This window comes from Kitasatospora sp. NPDC032757 (genome assembly GCF_055579305.1).
Map to the genome: position 1 here is coordinate 1 of NZ_JBVINN010000031.1, position 14869 is coordinate 14869.

The 14869-nt window shown below is 73.3% G+C and carries 13 protein-coding genes; all 13 read right to left on the bottom strand.

Annotation, left to right across the window (positions count from 1 at the left end):
• Positions 1–129: 129 nt before the first annotated feature.
• A complete protein-coding gene (locus ACZ5WK_RS28015; RefSeq protein WP_465551280.1) occupies positions 130–1083 on the bottom strand; it encodes an ATP-grasp domain-containing protein in 954 nt (317 codons plus the stop codon).
• Between the two features lie 135 nt (positions 1084–1218).
• Positions 1219–1896, bottom strand: a complete 678-nt coding sequence (locus tag ACZ5WK_RS28020) for a GAF domain-containing protein (protein WP_465551282.1) — start codon at positions 1894–1896, stop codon at positions 1219–1221.
• Complete coding sequence (locus tag ACZ5WK_RS28025; protein WP_465551284.1) at positions 1886–2761, bottom strand: S8 family serine peptidase; 876 nt, start codon at positions 2759–2761, stop codon at positions 1886–1888. Before ACZ5WK_RS28025 ends, ACZ5WK_RS28020 begins: the two co-directional genes overlap by 11 nt.
• Positions 2754–6050 (bottom strand): AAA family ATPase, encoded by a 3297-nt coding sequence (locus tag ACZ5WK_RS28030; protein ID WP_465551286.1) that lies wholly within the window; start codon positions 6048–6050, stop codon positions 2754–2756. The genes ACZ5WK_RS28025 and ACZ5WK_RS28030 overlap by 8 nt, the downstream gene beginning before the upstream one ends.
• A complete protein-coding gene (locus ACZ5WK_RS28035) occupies positions 6047–7399 on the bottom strand; it encodes an MFS transporter (RefSeq protein ID WP_465551288.1) in 1353 nt (450 codons plus the stop codon). The genes ACZ5WK_RS28030 and ACZ5WK_RS28035 overlap by 4 nt, the downstream gene beginning before the upstream one ends.
• The gene (locus ACZ5WK_RS28040) at positions 7396–8493 is read right to left on the bottom strand and encodes a DUF6895 family protein (RefSeq protein ID WP_465551290.1); all 1098 of its coding nucleotides are present in this window, start codon (positions 8491–8493) and stop codon (positions 7396–7398) included. Before ACZ5WK_RS28040 ends, ACZ5WK_RS28035 begins: the two co-directional genes overlap by 4 nt.
• Before the next feature lie 2 nt (positions 8494–8495).
• A complete protein-coding gene (locus tag ACZ5WK_RS28045) occupies positions 8496–9713 on the bottom strand; it encodes a radical SAM protein (RefSeq protein WP_465551429.1) in 1218 nt (405 codons plus the stop codon).
• A 62-nt stretch (positions 9714–9775) separates the two neighbouring features.
• Complete coding sequence (locus ACZ5WK_RS28050; protein ID WP_465551292.1) at positions 9776–10762, bottom strand: DUF6895 family protein; 987 nt, start codon at positions 10760–10762, stop codon at positions 9776–9778.
• Entirely contained in the window at positions 10668–11945 is a 1278-nt protein-coding gene (locus ACZ5WK_RS28055) for a glycosyltransferase (protein ID WP_465551294.1), read from the bottom strand. The genes ACZ5WK_RS28050 and ACZ5WK_RS28055 overlap by 95 nt, the downstream gene beginning before the upstream one ends.
• A 107-nt stretch (positions 11946–12052) precedes the next feature.
• Entirely contained in the window at positions 12053–12184 is a 132-nt protein-coding gene (locus ACZ5WK_RS28060) for a hypothetical protein (RefSeq protein ID WP_465551296.1), read from the bottom strand.
• A gap of 132 nt (positions 12185–12316) precedes the next feature.
• Positions 12317–14257 carry an AfsR/SARP family transcriptional regulator gene (locus ACZ5WK_RS28065; RefSeq protein WP_465551298.1) on the bottom strand — a complete coding sequence of 647 codons (1941 nt, stop codon included), beginning with the start codon at positions 14255–14257 and terminating at the stop codon, positions 12317–12319.
• Position 14258: 1 nt separating this feature from the next.
• On the bottom strand, positions 14259–14450 hold the full coding sequence (locus ACZ5WK_RS28070) for an aroma-sacti cluster domain-containing protein (RefSeq protein ID WP_396323465.1): 192 nt from the start codon (positions 14448–14450) through the stop codon (positions 14259–14261).
• A complete protein-coding gene (locus ACZ5WK_RS28075) occupies positions 14440–14829 on the bottom strand; it encodes a helix-turn-helix domain-containing protein (protein ID WP_465551431.1) in 390 nt (129 codons plus the stop codon). Before ACZ5WK_RS28075 ends, ACZ5WK_RS28070 begins: the two co-directional genes overlap by 11 nt.
• Positions 14830–14869 lie beyond the last annotated feature (40 nt).

Sequence of the window (14869 nt, forward strand, 5' to 3'; positions counted from 1 at the left end):
GGCAATACGCGACCCAGCCCGAACCGGGAAGTGTGTTTCTAGGGATTGGCCGCCCCGGGACCGTCCGCGCCGATGCGTGTCCGGTGCTCCCTGCCGAGCGACTAGAGAACACTACGCCCACTCGGCCTCTCAGGCAAAGCCCGGGCCGGACAGGAACCCGAGCAGGTCGAACTCCCCCGGTGAGGGCAGCGTCCTGCGGTGGAGGTCGGCGAGCATGCCGGCGACGGCGGTGGTGACGGACGTGGTGCGGGCACGCTGCTCGGCCCAGCGCCAGTCGCCGTCGGGGTTGACCTCCAGGAAGACTGGCACGCCCTCGCGGATCAGGAAGTCGAAGGCGCCGAAGCGGAGCGACATCGCGGCGGCCAGGGTCCTGGTCGCCGCGACCACGGCCGGCGGCGGCTCCACGGGGTGGATCTCGACCCGGTCGGGTGCGAGCCAGGGGTCGGCGGGCGACTCCTTGGCGACCTGGAACGCGTGGATCTGCCCGGCCACGTAGTAGACGCGCAGCTCCGCCTCGTGCTCGACATACTCCTGAACGGTCACGGGCGGGCCGGGGCGCGGCGCGGCGGACAGGCTGTCCCGGTCGATGACCGCGGGGAAGACGCCGTTCAGCCGGCCCGGCGCGGATTCGACGAAGTGGTGGTGGGCTGCCTTGATCACCAACCGTGGGCAGTCGAACTGGTCCAGGGCGCGGTACGGGTCGGTGGTCAGCATCGTGCGCGGCACCGCGACCCGGTGGCGCCGGGCTAGGCGGAGCTGGGAGAGCAGTCCGGGCCGGACCGCGTGGATGGCCATCCCGGAGATCGTCGCGAGCTGACCGGCCGCGGCCTGCCAGGACTCCCGCAGGAACAGGGTGTGGGCCGCGTCCTGCGTGCTCTCGATCGCGGACACGGAGAAGTGCCGGATCCAGGTCACGGTGGGGGTCAGCCAGCGGCCGTTCAGACAGGCCGTCCGTCCGTCCGGGGCCACGACCAGATCGGCGGCGGCGAGTTCGTCGGCGTTCAGCCGGTCCGTTCGGATTCCCTCGCCACCGAGCAGGTTCTGCACCGCGTCCAGGTCACTGTCACACGTGCGGCTGAGCAACAGTACGGACGGCACGGGCCCTGGCCGGACGTCGATGACCCGCGCGGGTTGTGAGAGCTGCGCGAGAAAGGCCGCGTGACCGTCAACCATCGCCTTCAGCCGCCCCCGTCAACCACGCTCCGCCGGCCATCGCCGTCAGCCACCCCCGGCGGCCGGCGACCCTGCTGCCGGCAGCTCGCCGGCCAGCAGCTCGTCGGCCATCACCAGGAGCTTGCTCACCGTCGCGCCCACCTGCTCGGAGGCCAGCGGGAGCCGCTCCGCCACCCGCTCCAGCAGGGGCAGGTCGAGCTGCGGGCCCCGGTCCTTCGCCGTACGGGTGCCGAGGTCGGCGTCGCGGGAGCGGAGCTGGAGGAGCAGCTCCAGCACCGTCGCCATCTCCGTCGCGAGCAGCCCGAGGGAGGCCACGTCCCCGAGATCGCAGCGCTGCCGGCTGTCCCGGTCCAGTACTTCGAGCACGCCCACGCAATCGCCCTCGCAGATCAGCGGGGCGGCCATGATGCTGCGCGGCACGTAGCCGGTGGACTCCGCCGCTCTTCGGGCGAACCGGGGGCTGTCCGACACGTCGTCGATCACCACGGGCTGGCCGGAGACCATCGCCCAGCCTGCGATCCCGGTGCCGCTGGGGAACCGCGTCCCCAGCAGATGGTGTTCACCCTCGCCCGCGACCGCCTCGAAGACCAGATCCCCGTTCGCCCGGTCCACCAGGAGCACGGAGGCGGCGGCCGCGCCGAAGACGCTGCGGGCGACCTCCACGATCGACTGGAGCAGTCTGCGCTGCGGGAGCTCGGCACTTTCCAGCGGGTCAGTCGACACGCGCACCTCCATCGGGTACGGCTACGTTCTCGGCGGCCAGGTAGAGGACGGACTTGAGCTGGAACGGGGTGAGCGAGCGGTGCTTGCTGAGGATGAGCGCGCAGATGCCCGCGATGTGCGGGGTCGCGAAGCTGTTGCCGGTGCTGAGCAGCTGCCGGCCGCCCGGTCCGGCCACCGGCACGCGGACGCCCCGTGCGTAGAACTCGACCGGCGGTGACGGGTTGTAGTAGTAGGTCATCGGGTTGGGGCTGTCGTGGCTGGCCACCGAGATGACCGAGGCGAACGGCCACGGATAGCTGTGCACCGGCATGTTGTGGGCCGACGCGACGATGACGCAGCGCCGGAAGTAGGCGGAGTCCGACAGGTCGCGCAGGGCGTCGCGGAAGTCGGGCTTCGTCGTCGAGAGACTCATGTTGATGACGTCGAAACCCTCCTCGATGGCCCAGGTCAGTCCGGTGAGCAGGGCGGCGCCGCTGCCGTGCCGGCCGCTGGAGAGGACGCGCACCGAGGTGAGTGACGCCGCGGGGGCGATGGACCGGATGACACTGGCGCAGGCCGTGCCGTGCCCCGCGTCGTCGCCGGGGTCGGTCGGCGTGACGGTGAGGTCGCCGTCCTCGCCCCTGATCACGTCCATGGCGCGGTCGATCCCGCCGACGAGCGGGTGGTCGGCGTCCACCCCGCTGTCGAGCACGCAGACCCGGACCCCGGAGCCGTCCGCGCCGCCCCAGGCCCACTCGGGGGTGACGGGGCCGAGCGGGCTGACGTCGAAGGGCTCCTGCGGCACCACGGAGACGGGCATGCTCCAGGCGGGAACGCCGGGGAAGTGGTCGCGCGGCGGCCTGCGCCAGGGCGGGACGTCAGTCACGAGGACCACCCTGCCCCGCGCCCGCACCCGCACCCGCACCCGCACCCGTCGTACCGGCGTCACCGGCACCGCCGGGATCACCGGTGCCGAGCCACGCGCGGACCCGTCCGGCCGGCAGCGTGGCGCCCTTGGCCTCGAACCTCCGCAACGCCTCGGCTCCTTCCGCCATCGCCCGTTCGGTCAGCCCGGCCGCTCTGAGCACGATGGCCAGGTCGAAGAGCGTCTCCCCGGTGAGGCACAGGTCGTCGGAGGCGGCGACCATGGACCGCGCCGCCAGGGCTTCGGCGACGGCCTCCTCATGGCACCCCCGGGCGGACGCGATCCGGCCGCGCAGGGCCGCCGAGCCCAGCCGGGCCCGCAGGCTCGCGGCCTCGCCCTCTTGGTCGATCCGGTCCAGGGCCGACGCGGCGGCGGCCGCCCGGCCCTGGGCGAAGAGCTCCCTGGCGATCGCGACCTCGGTACTGCGGGAGTCCGGGGCGTGCTCCGTGGTGCGCAGCACGCCCAGGCTCTGCCGGTACCGGGCCTCGGCCACGTCGTGGGCGCCGGCCAGCGACTCCACGAACCCGGAGGCGTCCAGCACCACCGCGTCGGCCAGGTCGAGGTGCACGTCGCGGGAGTACGTCAGTGCGTCGGCGAGGGTGTGCCGCGCGCCGTCGAGGTCGCCGCCGAGCGCCTCCAGGTGTGCCCTGGTCACCAGCACCGGGATGAGCAGGGTCCGGCTGGCGGCGAACCGGTGCGCGAGCATGGCGCACAGCTCCAGTCCGGCGGCCACACGGGTCGGCGCCCACTGGGCCAACTCGCAGACGGCGCAGAGCAGTCGGTCCTCCTCGTAGTGGTCGTTCATGGCCCGTGCGCGCGCCAGTGCGAGCCGGAACGAGGCTTCTGCGGAGGCCGCGCGTTCCGTGGCGAGCTCCAGGTGCGCCTGGAGCTGGTGCAGCCGGCACCGGCTGAGGTCGTCCTCGGGGTCGCCCTCCAGCTCCTCCGCGATCGCCGCCGCGTCGGCCGCCACGGATTCGGGCGGGGCAAGACCGAGTCGGAGCGTGACGATGGCGTGCTGGATCGCGCAGGTGGCGGCGTTGCGGCGGTCGCCCGGGAGCGCGGCCTCGGCGGCGGCGAGCGCGCCGCGGCACCGCTGCTCGTCCTGGAGCCAGAGCCCGGCATCGCAGACGTGCAGGGCGAGCGCGGTGTGGCGGGGGTCACCGGTCGGCAGCAACTCCCTTCCGCGCTCCAGCAGTTGGACGGCTGCTGGCAGGTCCTTGCGGGCCAGGGCGTTCATGCCCTCCGTGATCAGGGTGTTCGCCGCCGGACCGGCCAGCGAGGGCAGTTGCCGGTCCCCCGGCCGCAGCTGCCTGCGCAGCCGGCTGGTCGCCTCGACGTGGTAGACCACGGCCATCGCGTCCTGCGGCTGCTCCCGGGAGAACCGTTCGGCGAGGAAGTCGTGCCAGCGCTCGCGGCGCGTCTTCGGGGTGAACTCGTAGGCGGTGTCGCGCAGCAGGGCCTGGGCGAAGCGGACGGTGCCGGCCGGGCCCCGTTCGAGGACACGCCGCCGGGCCAGCCGGGCCATCGCCTCGTCGGCCGCGGCGGAGCCGATGCCGTCCGCCTCGGCCATCACGCGCAGCAGGTCCCGGGTGAACTCCCGCCCGATCACCGCGGCGAGCTCCAGCAGGCCGCGTTCGGTTCCGGGCAGTTGGTCCAGCCGGGCCCCCAGCATCGCCTGGATCGTGGGCGGGATCTGGGTGCCGGGGTCGGTCTCGGCGAAGACGTCCATGAGCTGCTCGGCGAAGAGCGGATTGCCGTCGCACAGCGTGGCGACCCGCCCGTTCACATCCTGGTAGCCCTGCGGGTACACGTCGCCGTGAAGCGCCAACTGTCCGATCAGAGTAGCAGTCTGATCGGCCGTCATCGGTCCGAGCTCCAGCGTCATCGCGCACGGCTTCCCGCCGCCCCAGCCGCTGCGGATGTCCAGCAGTTCGGGTCGGGCGACGCAGAGCAGCAGCACGGGAACGTCGTGCAGCCAGGTGGCGACCTCGTCGATGAGGTCGAGCAGGGTCTCCTCCGACCAGTGCAGGTCGTCCCAGACCATGACCACGGATCGCGACCTGCCGAGGACCTCCAGGAGGTGTCGCACGGCCCAAGCGATGTCCTCGACCCCGGCCTGGCCGGCGCTCCCGTCCTGGTCCACGACCGTGGCGAGGGTGTGCACCACGAGGCTGTGCGCCGGCGCCCCGCCTTCCGGGTGGCGGCCGCCCGGATCCGGACCTGCCGGATCGGGGCCCGCCGGACGCGGACCTGCCTGATCGGAGCCCGCGGGATCCAGCCCCTGCGGCGCAGCGGCGTCCGCCAGGAGCCGGGTGAGTGCGGGCCAGCCGCCGGGGAGCGAGCCGAGCATCTCGGCCAGCGGCCGGTAGGTGATCCCCCGGCCGTAGGCGGAGCAGCGCCCGGACAGCACGGTCACCTCGCCGTCCGGCAGGGTGGCCAGGAACTCGCGCACCAGGCGCGACTTGCCGATGCCGGGCACGCCGACCACCGTGGCCAGGCACACCTGCCGCCGCTGACGGGCCCGCCGGAAGCTGCGCTCCAGCTCCTCCAACTCGTCGGCCCGGCCGACGAAGGGGGTGACCGGCGCGGGGTTCTCGGTGACCAGGACCGGGGCGGTGACCCGCCAGGCCGGCACGGGGCGGGCCTTGCCCTTCAGCCGCAGCGGTGCGACGGGCTCGATGCCGACCTGCCACCGCACCACGGCGGCGGTGTCCGCGCAGAGCAGCACCTCGCCCGGCCGGGCGGCCGTCTGCAGTCTGGCGGCCGTGTTGACCGCGTCCCCGACGACCCGGAAGTCGTCCCCCGGTCTGGTGAGCACCACGACGTCACCCGTGCAGATGCCGGCCCGTGCCTCCAGCTCCACCTGGTACTCGGCGTTGAGTTCGGCGGTGAGGCCGGCCAGTGCCGCGAGCGCCCCGGTGGCGGCGCGGACGGCTCGTACCGCGTCGTCCTCGTGGGCCACGGTGGCGCCGAAGACGGCGAGGATGGCGTCTCCGATGAACTTCTCCACCACCCCGCCGTGTTCGGCGATGCAGGCTCCGCAGCTCGCGAAGTACCGGTCCATGACCTGCCGCAGCGGTTCCGGATCCAGGCGTTCCGCGAGCGCGGTCGAACCGACGATGTCCAGGAACAGCATGGACACCTTCTTGCGCGTCTCGCGCGGTGCGGCGCCGGCCGCCAGCGGGGCGCCGCAGCCGGCGCAGAACCTGTCCGGTTCGGCGGCCTGCCGTCCGCACGCGGAGCAGTTCACTGGGTGCCCTCCAGGGTCGGTTCGGCCGGGTCCGCCTCGGGCTCGGCCGCCGGCGCGGCGTCCGTGTCGGGGAGGGCGATCCGGGCGTAGACGCCGGCCAGCGCGACGACGACTCCGGACGCCGCGAAGATCGTGTCGATCGGCCCGAACCGCAGACCGGCCACCGAACCCGAGAAGTCCCGCAGGCCACTGCCCGCGAGCCAGCCGGACAGCACCGCGGCCAGCATCGACGCCAGCCGGGTCACCGGGTAGAAGACGGCGACCACCCGGCCCCGGAACTCCTGGGGGGTCGCGGCGATCAGCAGCGGGGACATCGCGGTGTTCAGCATGGTGAGCGGGACGGCGAAGACGAAGAGCAGCGCCACGGCGGCGGGGAAGGCCGCCTGCCGGGAGTAGAGGACCAGCAGGCCGCCGCTCACCAGCAGGCCGATCCAGGTGGTCCGCCGGGCGCCGATCCACTGCACCACCCGGCCCGAACCCAGCGCACCGGCGATACCGCCGATCCCCATCGCCATCCCCAGGTAGCCGTACAGCTCGGCGGACGCGTGCAGGTTCCTCGTGGCGAAGAAGACGTTCAGGGTGCTCAGCGCGCCGATGCCGAACTGGCCGATCACGGCGAGCAGCAGCAGCGCCACCAGGAACCTGTTGCGGCCGAAGAACCGCAGGCCCGCGGTGAAGTCCTTGACCAGACCGGGCCGTTCGGCGGCGGTCCGGTCCCCGCCGGCGGCCGGCGCCGGGCGCACGTCCACCGAGCGGATGGCGATGTACGACACCAGGTAGGAGAGCGCGTTGAACAGCAGCGCCCACTGCAGGCCGACCGCGAACAGCAGCGGCGCGGCGAGCGGCGGCCCGATGATCCACGCGGTCTGGCCGGTCGCCTGGGCGATGCCGGCCGCCCGCGCCCGGTCGGCCTCCCCCGTGACGAGCTCGGCGATGACCGAGAACCGGGCCGGTGTGAAGAACTGGCTGGCCGCGTTGAGCACCAGCACCGTCACGTAGACCAGGCCGAGCCAGACTCCGACCGGCAGGTCGCGGGTCGGCAGGAAGGAGACGGCGGTCAGGACGGCCACCAGCCCGCCGCGGAGCACTTCGGTGAGGAGCATCGTGGCGCGCTTGTCCCAGCGGTCGACGAACACCCCCGCGATCGGGCCGATGAACAGCACGGCGGCGCCCGTGGCCAGCACCACGCCGCTGACCGCCTGCGGTGCCCACGGCTCCCCCTTGGCCAGCACGGTGGCCACCCAGAGGACCAGGGTGGTGCTGAAGACGGCGTCGCCGACGGAGGAGACGGCCTGCCCGAACCAGAGGCGGGTGTAGCTGGGGTTGATGAGGGTCAGCCGCGCTGTCATGAGGCGCGCGCCGAGGAGACGAGCAGCGACATGAGGGCGGTCACCAGGGTCGTGTGGTAGGCCTTCTCGAAGTACCCGTCGGCCGGTCCGGCTGCTGTCGGCGGCATCGTGGCGGGTGCGGCGGATGGTGCGGGTGCCTCCGTCCCAGCCGTCGCCGCCGACCGTCCGGGAATCGCGCCGTCGGGCCGCTGCGCGCGGGCCAGGCAGTCGACGGCGGCAAGGCCCGCGGGCGTGCTCAGCGGGTCGAGCCCCAGGCAGACCTGGGTCATGAGGAGTTCCGCGGCCAGATCCCACCAGTCGTGCCGGACGCAGTGCTGCAGCAGCCGGCGGACCAGCTCCGCCGCAGCCGCCGACGCCTCGTCGGTCAGCACCGGGCGGCTCCGGCCGAAGTCGCTGAGGTAGAAGGCGGAGTGCGTGACGGCGTACGCCTCCGGGACGGTGACCGGCGCCTCAGTGGCCGGCGCCGCGTCGTCCAATGACGAGCGCTCGCGCGCCGTGCGCTCCCGTACGGCGCGCGACAGCGTGACGAGAACGTTCTGCCGGGCCAGCTCCTCGTAGGGTTCGAGCGTGTGGCGCACGCCCGCCTTGTCCGCGTAGTAGCGGAGTTCGAGTCGCTGGTACGCCGACTTCCCGCGTGGGGAGAGGTCGTCGTCGGTCAGGCCGGCGAGCGCGGCTCGGAACGGCGTCCGGTCGATCCCGTCGGGTGCCAGTGCCGCGTAGACAAGGCAGTACTGGGCGGCGTAGCGGGGTTCGGCGGTCAGGAGCCGCGGGAAGTCCGGATGCTGCCAGAGCGTGCGGACCAGCGCCGTCGCCTTGCCCAGCCGGACGTCGTCCCCGGTGTCCAACCGCGCCCAGCAGTGGCAGAGCAGCGCCAGTTCCAGCGCGGCCTTCGCCTTCCCGTGCGCCGAGGACCGGGCCCGCACGGAGTAGGGATCGAAGTGGTCCAGGTTCTGCCCCAGCCAGGCGAGCGTGCCTGCGGAGAGCCGCTCGAGCGCCGCCGTTCCGCGGTCGGACGTTTCAGGCTCCGGCGAGCCGAGCGCCGCTGAACCGGGCTCCGCTGAGTCGAGCTCCGACGTGCCGAGATCCGATGACATGTCTACAGGCGCCCCGTCTCGTCCAGGTAGTCGAGCAGGGCCGCGTCAACGGTGTCGTGGAACTCCGCGCGCATCCGCGCGTCCTCTCCGTGCCGGTAGAGGTCCTCGCACCCGACCCACCGCTCCCGGGTCACCGTGCCGGCCAGGTACCCGCCGGTGACGGTGCCGACCTCCCAGTCGGCCTTGCCCGCGGTCTCCCAGCAGCTCGCCAGCGTCCCGTCCGCGCTCACCACCGCGCCGTAGCGGCCGTCGCCGTAACCGCAGGTGGAGCACGGCCGGTGGGCCTGCGGGCGGGTCACGGTGAAGCCGAGGTCGAGCGCCCGGCGCTGCCACCCGCTGAAGCGGGCCGACAGTTCGCCGGTGTGCCGGAGGTCGTTGCCGTAGCCGACGCCCACATCGCCCACCTGGGCGAAGTACAGGGTGCACCGGGCGGGGTCGAGCGCCGCAGCGAGCCGGCCGATCAGCGCGTCGACGCCCTGGTAGGTCTCCTGGGAGACGTTCACCCGCAGGATCCACCGGATCGGGGAGGCCTCGGAGGCCCGGACGATGTTGCGGACGATCGTGTCGAAGGTCCCGGTCCCCTCCGACCGCCGGACCCGGATCCGGTCGTGGTCGGCGCGGTCGCCGTCGAAGGTGACCTGGACGGAGCCGAGCCCGAGGTCGGCCAGCCGGCCGGCCAGCTTCGGGGTGAGCAGCGTGGCGTTGGAGATCATCCAGGCGGAGGCCAGCCCGTGTTCCGCCGCCCGTTCCAGCAGCTCCAGGCAGCCTCGCGGGTTGAGCAGGGGTTCTCCACCGAACAGCAGGATCCTGAGCTTCTCCAGGCCGGCGGCGGCCATCTGCCGCTCGGTGAAGTCGAGGATCGAGGTGATGGTCGGGGAGGACAGGCGCGTTCTGGCGATCCGCGGCGGGCGGCTGCCGCCGTCCGGGTCCTGGCTGGTGTTCTGGAAGCAGTAGCCGCAGCCCAGGTTGCAGTGGGTGCTGGTCAGCACGGTCAGCGCATAGGTGCGCGGCGGCGCGGCGGTGAGCATTCCGAGTTCCCGGAGCCGGCGTTCGGCGCCCGGCCGCAGCGCTCCGTCGGGGGTCAGCTGGCCGGCGCGCAGGCGGGCCACCCCGCCGCCCGGGCCGAGGAACCACCAGTTCCGCTCGCCCCGGAGGATGCGCACGCCGCTGACGCGGTCGGCCTGTGCGGGGTCGGCCTGTGCCCGGGGCCGGTCAGCCAGTGCCTGTACCTGTGCCTGTGCCTGGTCGGCCTGCACCTGAGGCCGGTCGGCCTGTGCCTGGGTCACCGTGCCCCCCGCATCGCCGGCGACCGGTCGTCGGCAGCCGCCCGGCCGTCCGGCGTCCCGCCAGTCCGCCCGTGGAGGACGATCAGTGAGGTCAGCGCCGTCACCAGAGTCGCCTGGTAGGCCTTCCGGAAGAACTCCACGGTGGTCGCGGCCGCGTCGGCCCGCTGGTCGGCGGACCGTCCGGGGATCGCGCCGCCCGGCGACTGGACCTCGGCGAGCATCCGCAGACCGGCCGCCCCCGAGGGCGTGTGCAGCGGATCCATGCCGAGGCAGTACTGCGCGAGCACGAGCTTCGCGGTGAGGTCCCAGTCCCCGCGGTGCACGCAGTGGTCGGTGAGCCGGCAGACCGTGCGGCGGGCCCTCTCCAGGGCGTCGCCGGTCAGGCCGGGGTCGCGGAAGCCGAAGTCGCTGAGGTAGAAGACGGTATGGGTCACGTTGCACACGTCCAGGTCGGCCACCGGCCGGCCGTCGCCGTGCCGGGCCAGCAGGCTGGCCTCGTACAGCTCGCGGTAGGAGTGCAACTGGTGCCCGGCGCCCGCGAGATCGGCGTAGTACCTGGTCTCCAGGTGGAGGTACGGCGACTTGCCGCGCGGGGTCAGGAAGCCGTCGGCCGCCACCTGGGCGAGCCCGGCCCGCCACGGGCCGTCGGTACGCCCGGCGGGGGCCAGCGCGCCGTACATCAGCTGGAACGGCCGGGCGTAGCGCGGGTCCACGGTGAGCAGGTGCGGATAGTCCCGGCGCCGCCAGGCGCGGTCGACGGTCGCGGTCACCTCGCCGAGGCCGGGATCGGCCGGCGCGACCTTCGCCCAGTAGCGGCGCAGCAGGGCGAGTTGCAGCAGGGCCTTCACCCGCGGGGTCACCGGCAGCTCGACACGGCCTGACGGAGAGTCAAGATAGTCCGAATGGAGCCTTGTCCACTGCAGTGCGCCCGCCGACAGCCGCTCCACTCCCTCGGTGTCCGGGCCGGCTGATCGAGTACCCATGGCTCTCCCTAGAGGTTGCGGACTGCTGAGCCGCCCGCTCGATGACATCGGCCGCGCGGACCGCGCCGTCCACCGCGGCGAGCCGGCTGCCGAATTCGCGGGCGCGATCCCGCAACTTCTGGTCCTGCCAAGCCGATTCGAGCAGCGCGGCCGGGTCCGTCAGCTCCGCTCTCGGGATGTGCACGGCCACGCCGGCCCGCAGGCAGGCCCCGGAGAGCAGCGGCTGCTCGGAGCCGTTGGGCGAGACCCCGAGGGCCCGGCCGCGCAGCAGCGCGGCGAGCACCGGGGCCGAGGTGCCGCTGGTCAGCACCAGCCCGGCCCGATCGATGAGCGGGCCCAGCCACGGCTTGCGCACGAGCAGGATGTCGGCGCGGGGGTCGGGTTGCGGCTCCGTCGACCGCCCCTGCTCGACCACGGCCTGGAACGGGCCGTCGGTGAAGGTGGCGTTGAGGCGGGGCCACGGGGTGCCGCCGCCGAAGAAGCGGCCCAGGTGCACGTAGACGACGGGCTTGCCGGACCGGTCCAGGTGGTCCCTGATCGCCGCGAGCTCGCCCTGGTCGGCCGCGGGCTCCCAGGCCAGCGGCCCTACCTGGTGGACCCGTTCGGGAAGGACCGCGCCCGGGTACTCCAGCTCGGGGTCGCCGCGGAGCAGCAGCGCCTCGCCCAGCAGCGGGCTGTCCGGCCACCGGGACGGCCAGCGGGACGGCCGCCGCGCCAGGCCGGCCTGCTCCCGGACCGTGGCGTACAGCTCCAGGGACTCGTGGGTGCGGCTCTCCCTGGTCCGGCCCAGCTGCGGTTCGCCCTCGCCGCCGGCCCGGTAGTTCCACAGGTGCACCGACAGTCCGATCACCGCCACCGGAATGTCCAGTGCCTCGGCGGCGAGCAGCGCTCCGTTGCAGAGCACCGAGGTGACCAGCAGGTCGGCCCGGGCCTCCCGCGCCGCCCGCACGGTCGCGCGGTACTGCGCGAGCCCGGTCGCACCCCACCAGGTGACGGAGAAGGCCCGCCGTCCGCCGAAGTCCTCCGCCGCCGCGAACGGCAGGCCCGCCCCGGCCGCGACGGGCGCGGCGGTGGACCGGCCGAGCACGCCGACCCGGTGGCCCCGGCGCCGCAGCTCACGCCCGGCCGCGATCGCCGGGTAGAGGTAGCCGCCGTCACTGAGCGGGCAGAGCAGGATGTTCACGGTGCCTCCGGGCCGGGGCGGTCGGGCGTCGAGCGGGCCACCCGGCTCCGGCGGTTCGTACCGCCGGCCGGGTGGCCCGCTCAGTCCTCACGGCTCGACGTGTCGAGTCAGAGGGCCGAGCTGTTGTTGATGATGCAGCCGGACTCGGAGTCGATCGCTTCCTCGCCCTGCCCGTGCGCGACGACGTCGACGTCCTCGTCCTCGACCTCGGCCGGCTCCGGGTTGATGTCCTCGGGCATGCTGTCCTCCTCTGCAGTGGCGGCGTCCGCTACGCCGGTCCGAGGGAAAATGTAGGGATCGTCGGTATGACGGTGGCTGGTCAGCGGTTTGATATCGGTATGACGACCAGTCACTGATCCGGTACCGGCAGCTCAGTGGTTCGACACCGGCACAGGGGCCGGCACCGGCAGTGACGTCTGCACCGGGACCGGGAGCGGATGCGGCAGTGACGACGGCGTCGGAAGCGGGACCGGGAACGGTGGTGACGACGACACCGACACCGGCACCGGAAGCGGCAGTGACGTGGGCACCGTGAGCGGTGGCAACGGCACCGGCACGCGGTCGGTCGCGCGGGCCGCCATCTCCCGCGCGAAGGCGAAGGGCAGTGCCGGCATCTCGTAGCGCACGGTGTGCGCCAGCCCCTCCACGTTCGGGACGGTGAGGAGGCTCGCCTCCAACAGGCGCTCCAGCACCCGCACCGCCGTGCCCGGGTCGGCCCCCAGCACGGCGGCGGCCTGTTCCAGCGTGAACACCGGCTCCGCGAGCAGGCCGAGCCTCAGCACGGCCGAGTGCTCGGCCTCGGGCAGGTCCCCGATCGACTCCGCCAGCCGGGCGCGCACCACCGGATCGCCCCCGCACAACTCGTCCAGCAGCGCCCGGGTGCCCGCCATCCGTGCGCCGTACTCCCGCAGCGGGACATGGCGCAGGAAGGCCAGCCGGTCGGCCACCAGCCGGACCCCGAGCGGCAGCAGTCCGGCGGCCCCGACGATCCGCCCCGCCGACTCGCGGTCCGCGTCGACCCGCTCCCTGCCGATCACCCGGCCCAGGAACTCCACCGCCTCCTCCGCGGCGAACGACGACAGCCAGACCCGGTCCGCGCCCTCCAGGCCGATCAGCCTCGGCCGGGCCGTCACCACGACCGCGCTCTCCCCGGCCTCCGGCAGCAGCGGCCTCACCTCGCACTCGCGCCGGGCGTCATCGACGACGACCAGTGCCCGGCGTCTGGACAGCCAGAGCTGCCAGGCCCACCGCGGGTCCGGCGGGCCCGGCAGCTCCGGCCCGCCGGGCGAGACCGCGGCCAGCAGCTGGCGCACGACGTCCTCCAGGGGCCGGAGTCTCCCGTCCTCGCCGCGGAGCCGCACGAAGAGGCGGCCGTCCGGGAACTGGTCGCCGAGCCGGTGCGCGACATGGACCGCGAGCGCGGTCTTGCCCGCTCCGAGCGGGCCGGTCACCACGGCCAGCCGGTGGCCGCCCCGGACCAGCGCCTCCGTCAGGCGCCGGGCGGCCACCGCCCGCCCGGTGAAGGTCGGCGGATCCCCGGGCAGCAGGTTCGGCGGCACCTCCCGGCGTGGCCGGGGAGCCGCCGCCCGCGGCCCGTGGGGCACCGGCTCGCACAGCAGCGACCCGTAGAACCGGGCCAGCGCCGGGCTCGGGGGCAGTCCGAGCTCGTGCGCCAACGACTGCCGCAGGTCGTCGTAGACCGCCAGCGCCTCGGAACGCCGCCCCGCCCGGCAGAGCGCCGTCATCTGCAGCATGCGCAGCCGCTCCCGGAAGGGATGCAGCTGGGCGATCTCGGTGACGCGCTCGACCACCGCCGGGCCGCCACCGGCCGCGATCTCCGCCTCCAGCCAGTCCTCGAAGACCCCGAGGAACCGCCGGTCCAGCCGTTGCGCGGCGGCACCGATCAACGGCACGTCCCGGAACCCGTCCAGCGCCGAACCGCGCCACAGGTCCAGGGCCCCGGTCAGCGCACCGGCCCGAGCCCGCTGCTCGAAGCAGAGCGAGTCCAGCTCGCCGGCAGCCGCGTGGAGCACGTACCCGCCGCTCTGGTGGCTGATCCGGCTGGCCCCCGAACCGGGTTCCGCCCCTACCAGCCGGCGCAGCGCCGACACGTACACCTGGATGTTCTTGCGGGCCGTCCGCGGCGGCGCGTCGTCCCACAGCGCCTCGACCAGGGAGTCGAACGAGACCCGGGTATTCGCATGGCACAGCAGCGCGACCAGGAGAATCTGCTGTTTCCGCGATCCCGGGTCCACCGGACCGCCGTTCTCCAGCACCTGCAAAGGGCCGAGAATTCTGAAGCTGACGGCCATCTCACGCCAACTTGATGACGGCGGAATGCCCTTCTACCTCGGCGTCCGAAACCGCATCAAGCCGCTGCTTGACGGAATTGAGGACCGCCACCTCGTCCTCGGTGAGCTGGGAAAGAACGTCCCGCTGTTCCGTCGTCAGCAGGTCGACCGGGTTTCCCGCCTGCCGAAGCGCAGCGAGGGCGTCAAAGGTCATATTCCCCTCCTGTGTCGTGTGCCAGAACATCATCGTCCGCGACCCCGGCAACGTCCATGAGACCTTTGGGCCAAAATTCCCCACCCCCCGGAGCCGACGCGACGATCAACGCGAAAAGTCCCGCCTGCAATCTTGACCGAAGCCCCAGTTTCGCCAGAATGGCAGTGACGAACCGCTTCACCGTGCGTTCGCTGACCTGCATTTCCCGGGCTATCGACCGGTTGTCGTACCCGAGACCCAACAGCTGGAGGACGACCCGCTCCCGGGGAGTGAGCGTCCGGCTGAGCGGCAGCGCCGCCGCCAACGGCCCCGGCAGCCCCGACCCCCGGTGCGCCCCGCAGGAGGGGCAGACCGGAGCGAACGACCCGCCGCCGCCCATCAACGCACCCGCACCTCAGGACACGGCAGCGACAATCTTC

Bases quoted from the DNA above. Each gene is read 5' to 3' on its own strand.
- ACZ5WK_RS28035 (WP_465551288.1), bottom strand. From the start codon at position 7,399: ATGACAGCGCGGCTGACCCTCATCAACCCCAGCTACACCCGCCTCTGG.
- ACZ5WK_RS28040 (WP_465551290.1), bottom strand. From the start codon at position 8,493: ATGTCATCGGATCTCGGCACGTCGGAGCTCGACTCAGCGGAGCCCGGT.
- ACZ5WK_RS28050 (WP_465551292.1), bottom strand. From the start codon at position 10,762: ATGGGTACTCGATCAGCCGGCCCGGACACCGAGGGAGTGGAGCGGCTG.
- ACZ5WK_RS28060 (WP_465551296.1), bottom strand. From the start codon at position 12,184: ATGCCCGAGGACATCAACCCGGAGCCGGCCGAGGTCGAGGACGAGGAC.
- ACZ5WK_RS28065 (WP_465551298.1), bottom strand. From the start codon at position 14,257: ATGGCCGTCAGCTTCAGAATTCTCGGCCCTTTGCAGGTGCTGGAGAAC.
- ACZ5WK_RS28070 (WP_396323465.1), bottom strand. From the start codon at position 14,450: ATGACCTTTGACGCCCTCGCTGCGCTTCGGCAGGCGGGAAACCCGGTC.
- ACZ5WK_RS28075 (WP_465551431.1), bottom strand. From the start codon at position 14,829: ATGGGCGGCGGCGGGTCGTTCGCTCCGGTCTGCCCCTCCTGCGGGGCG.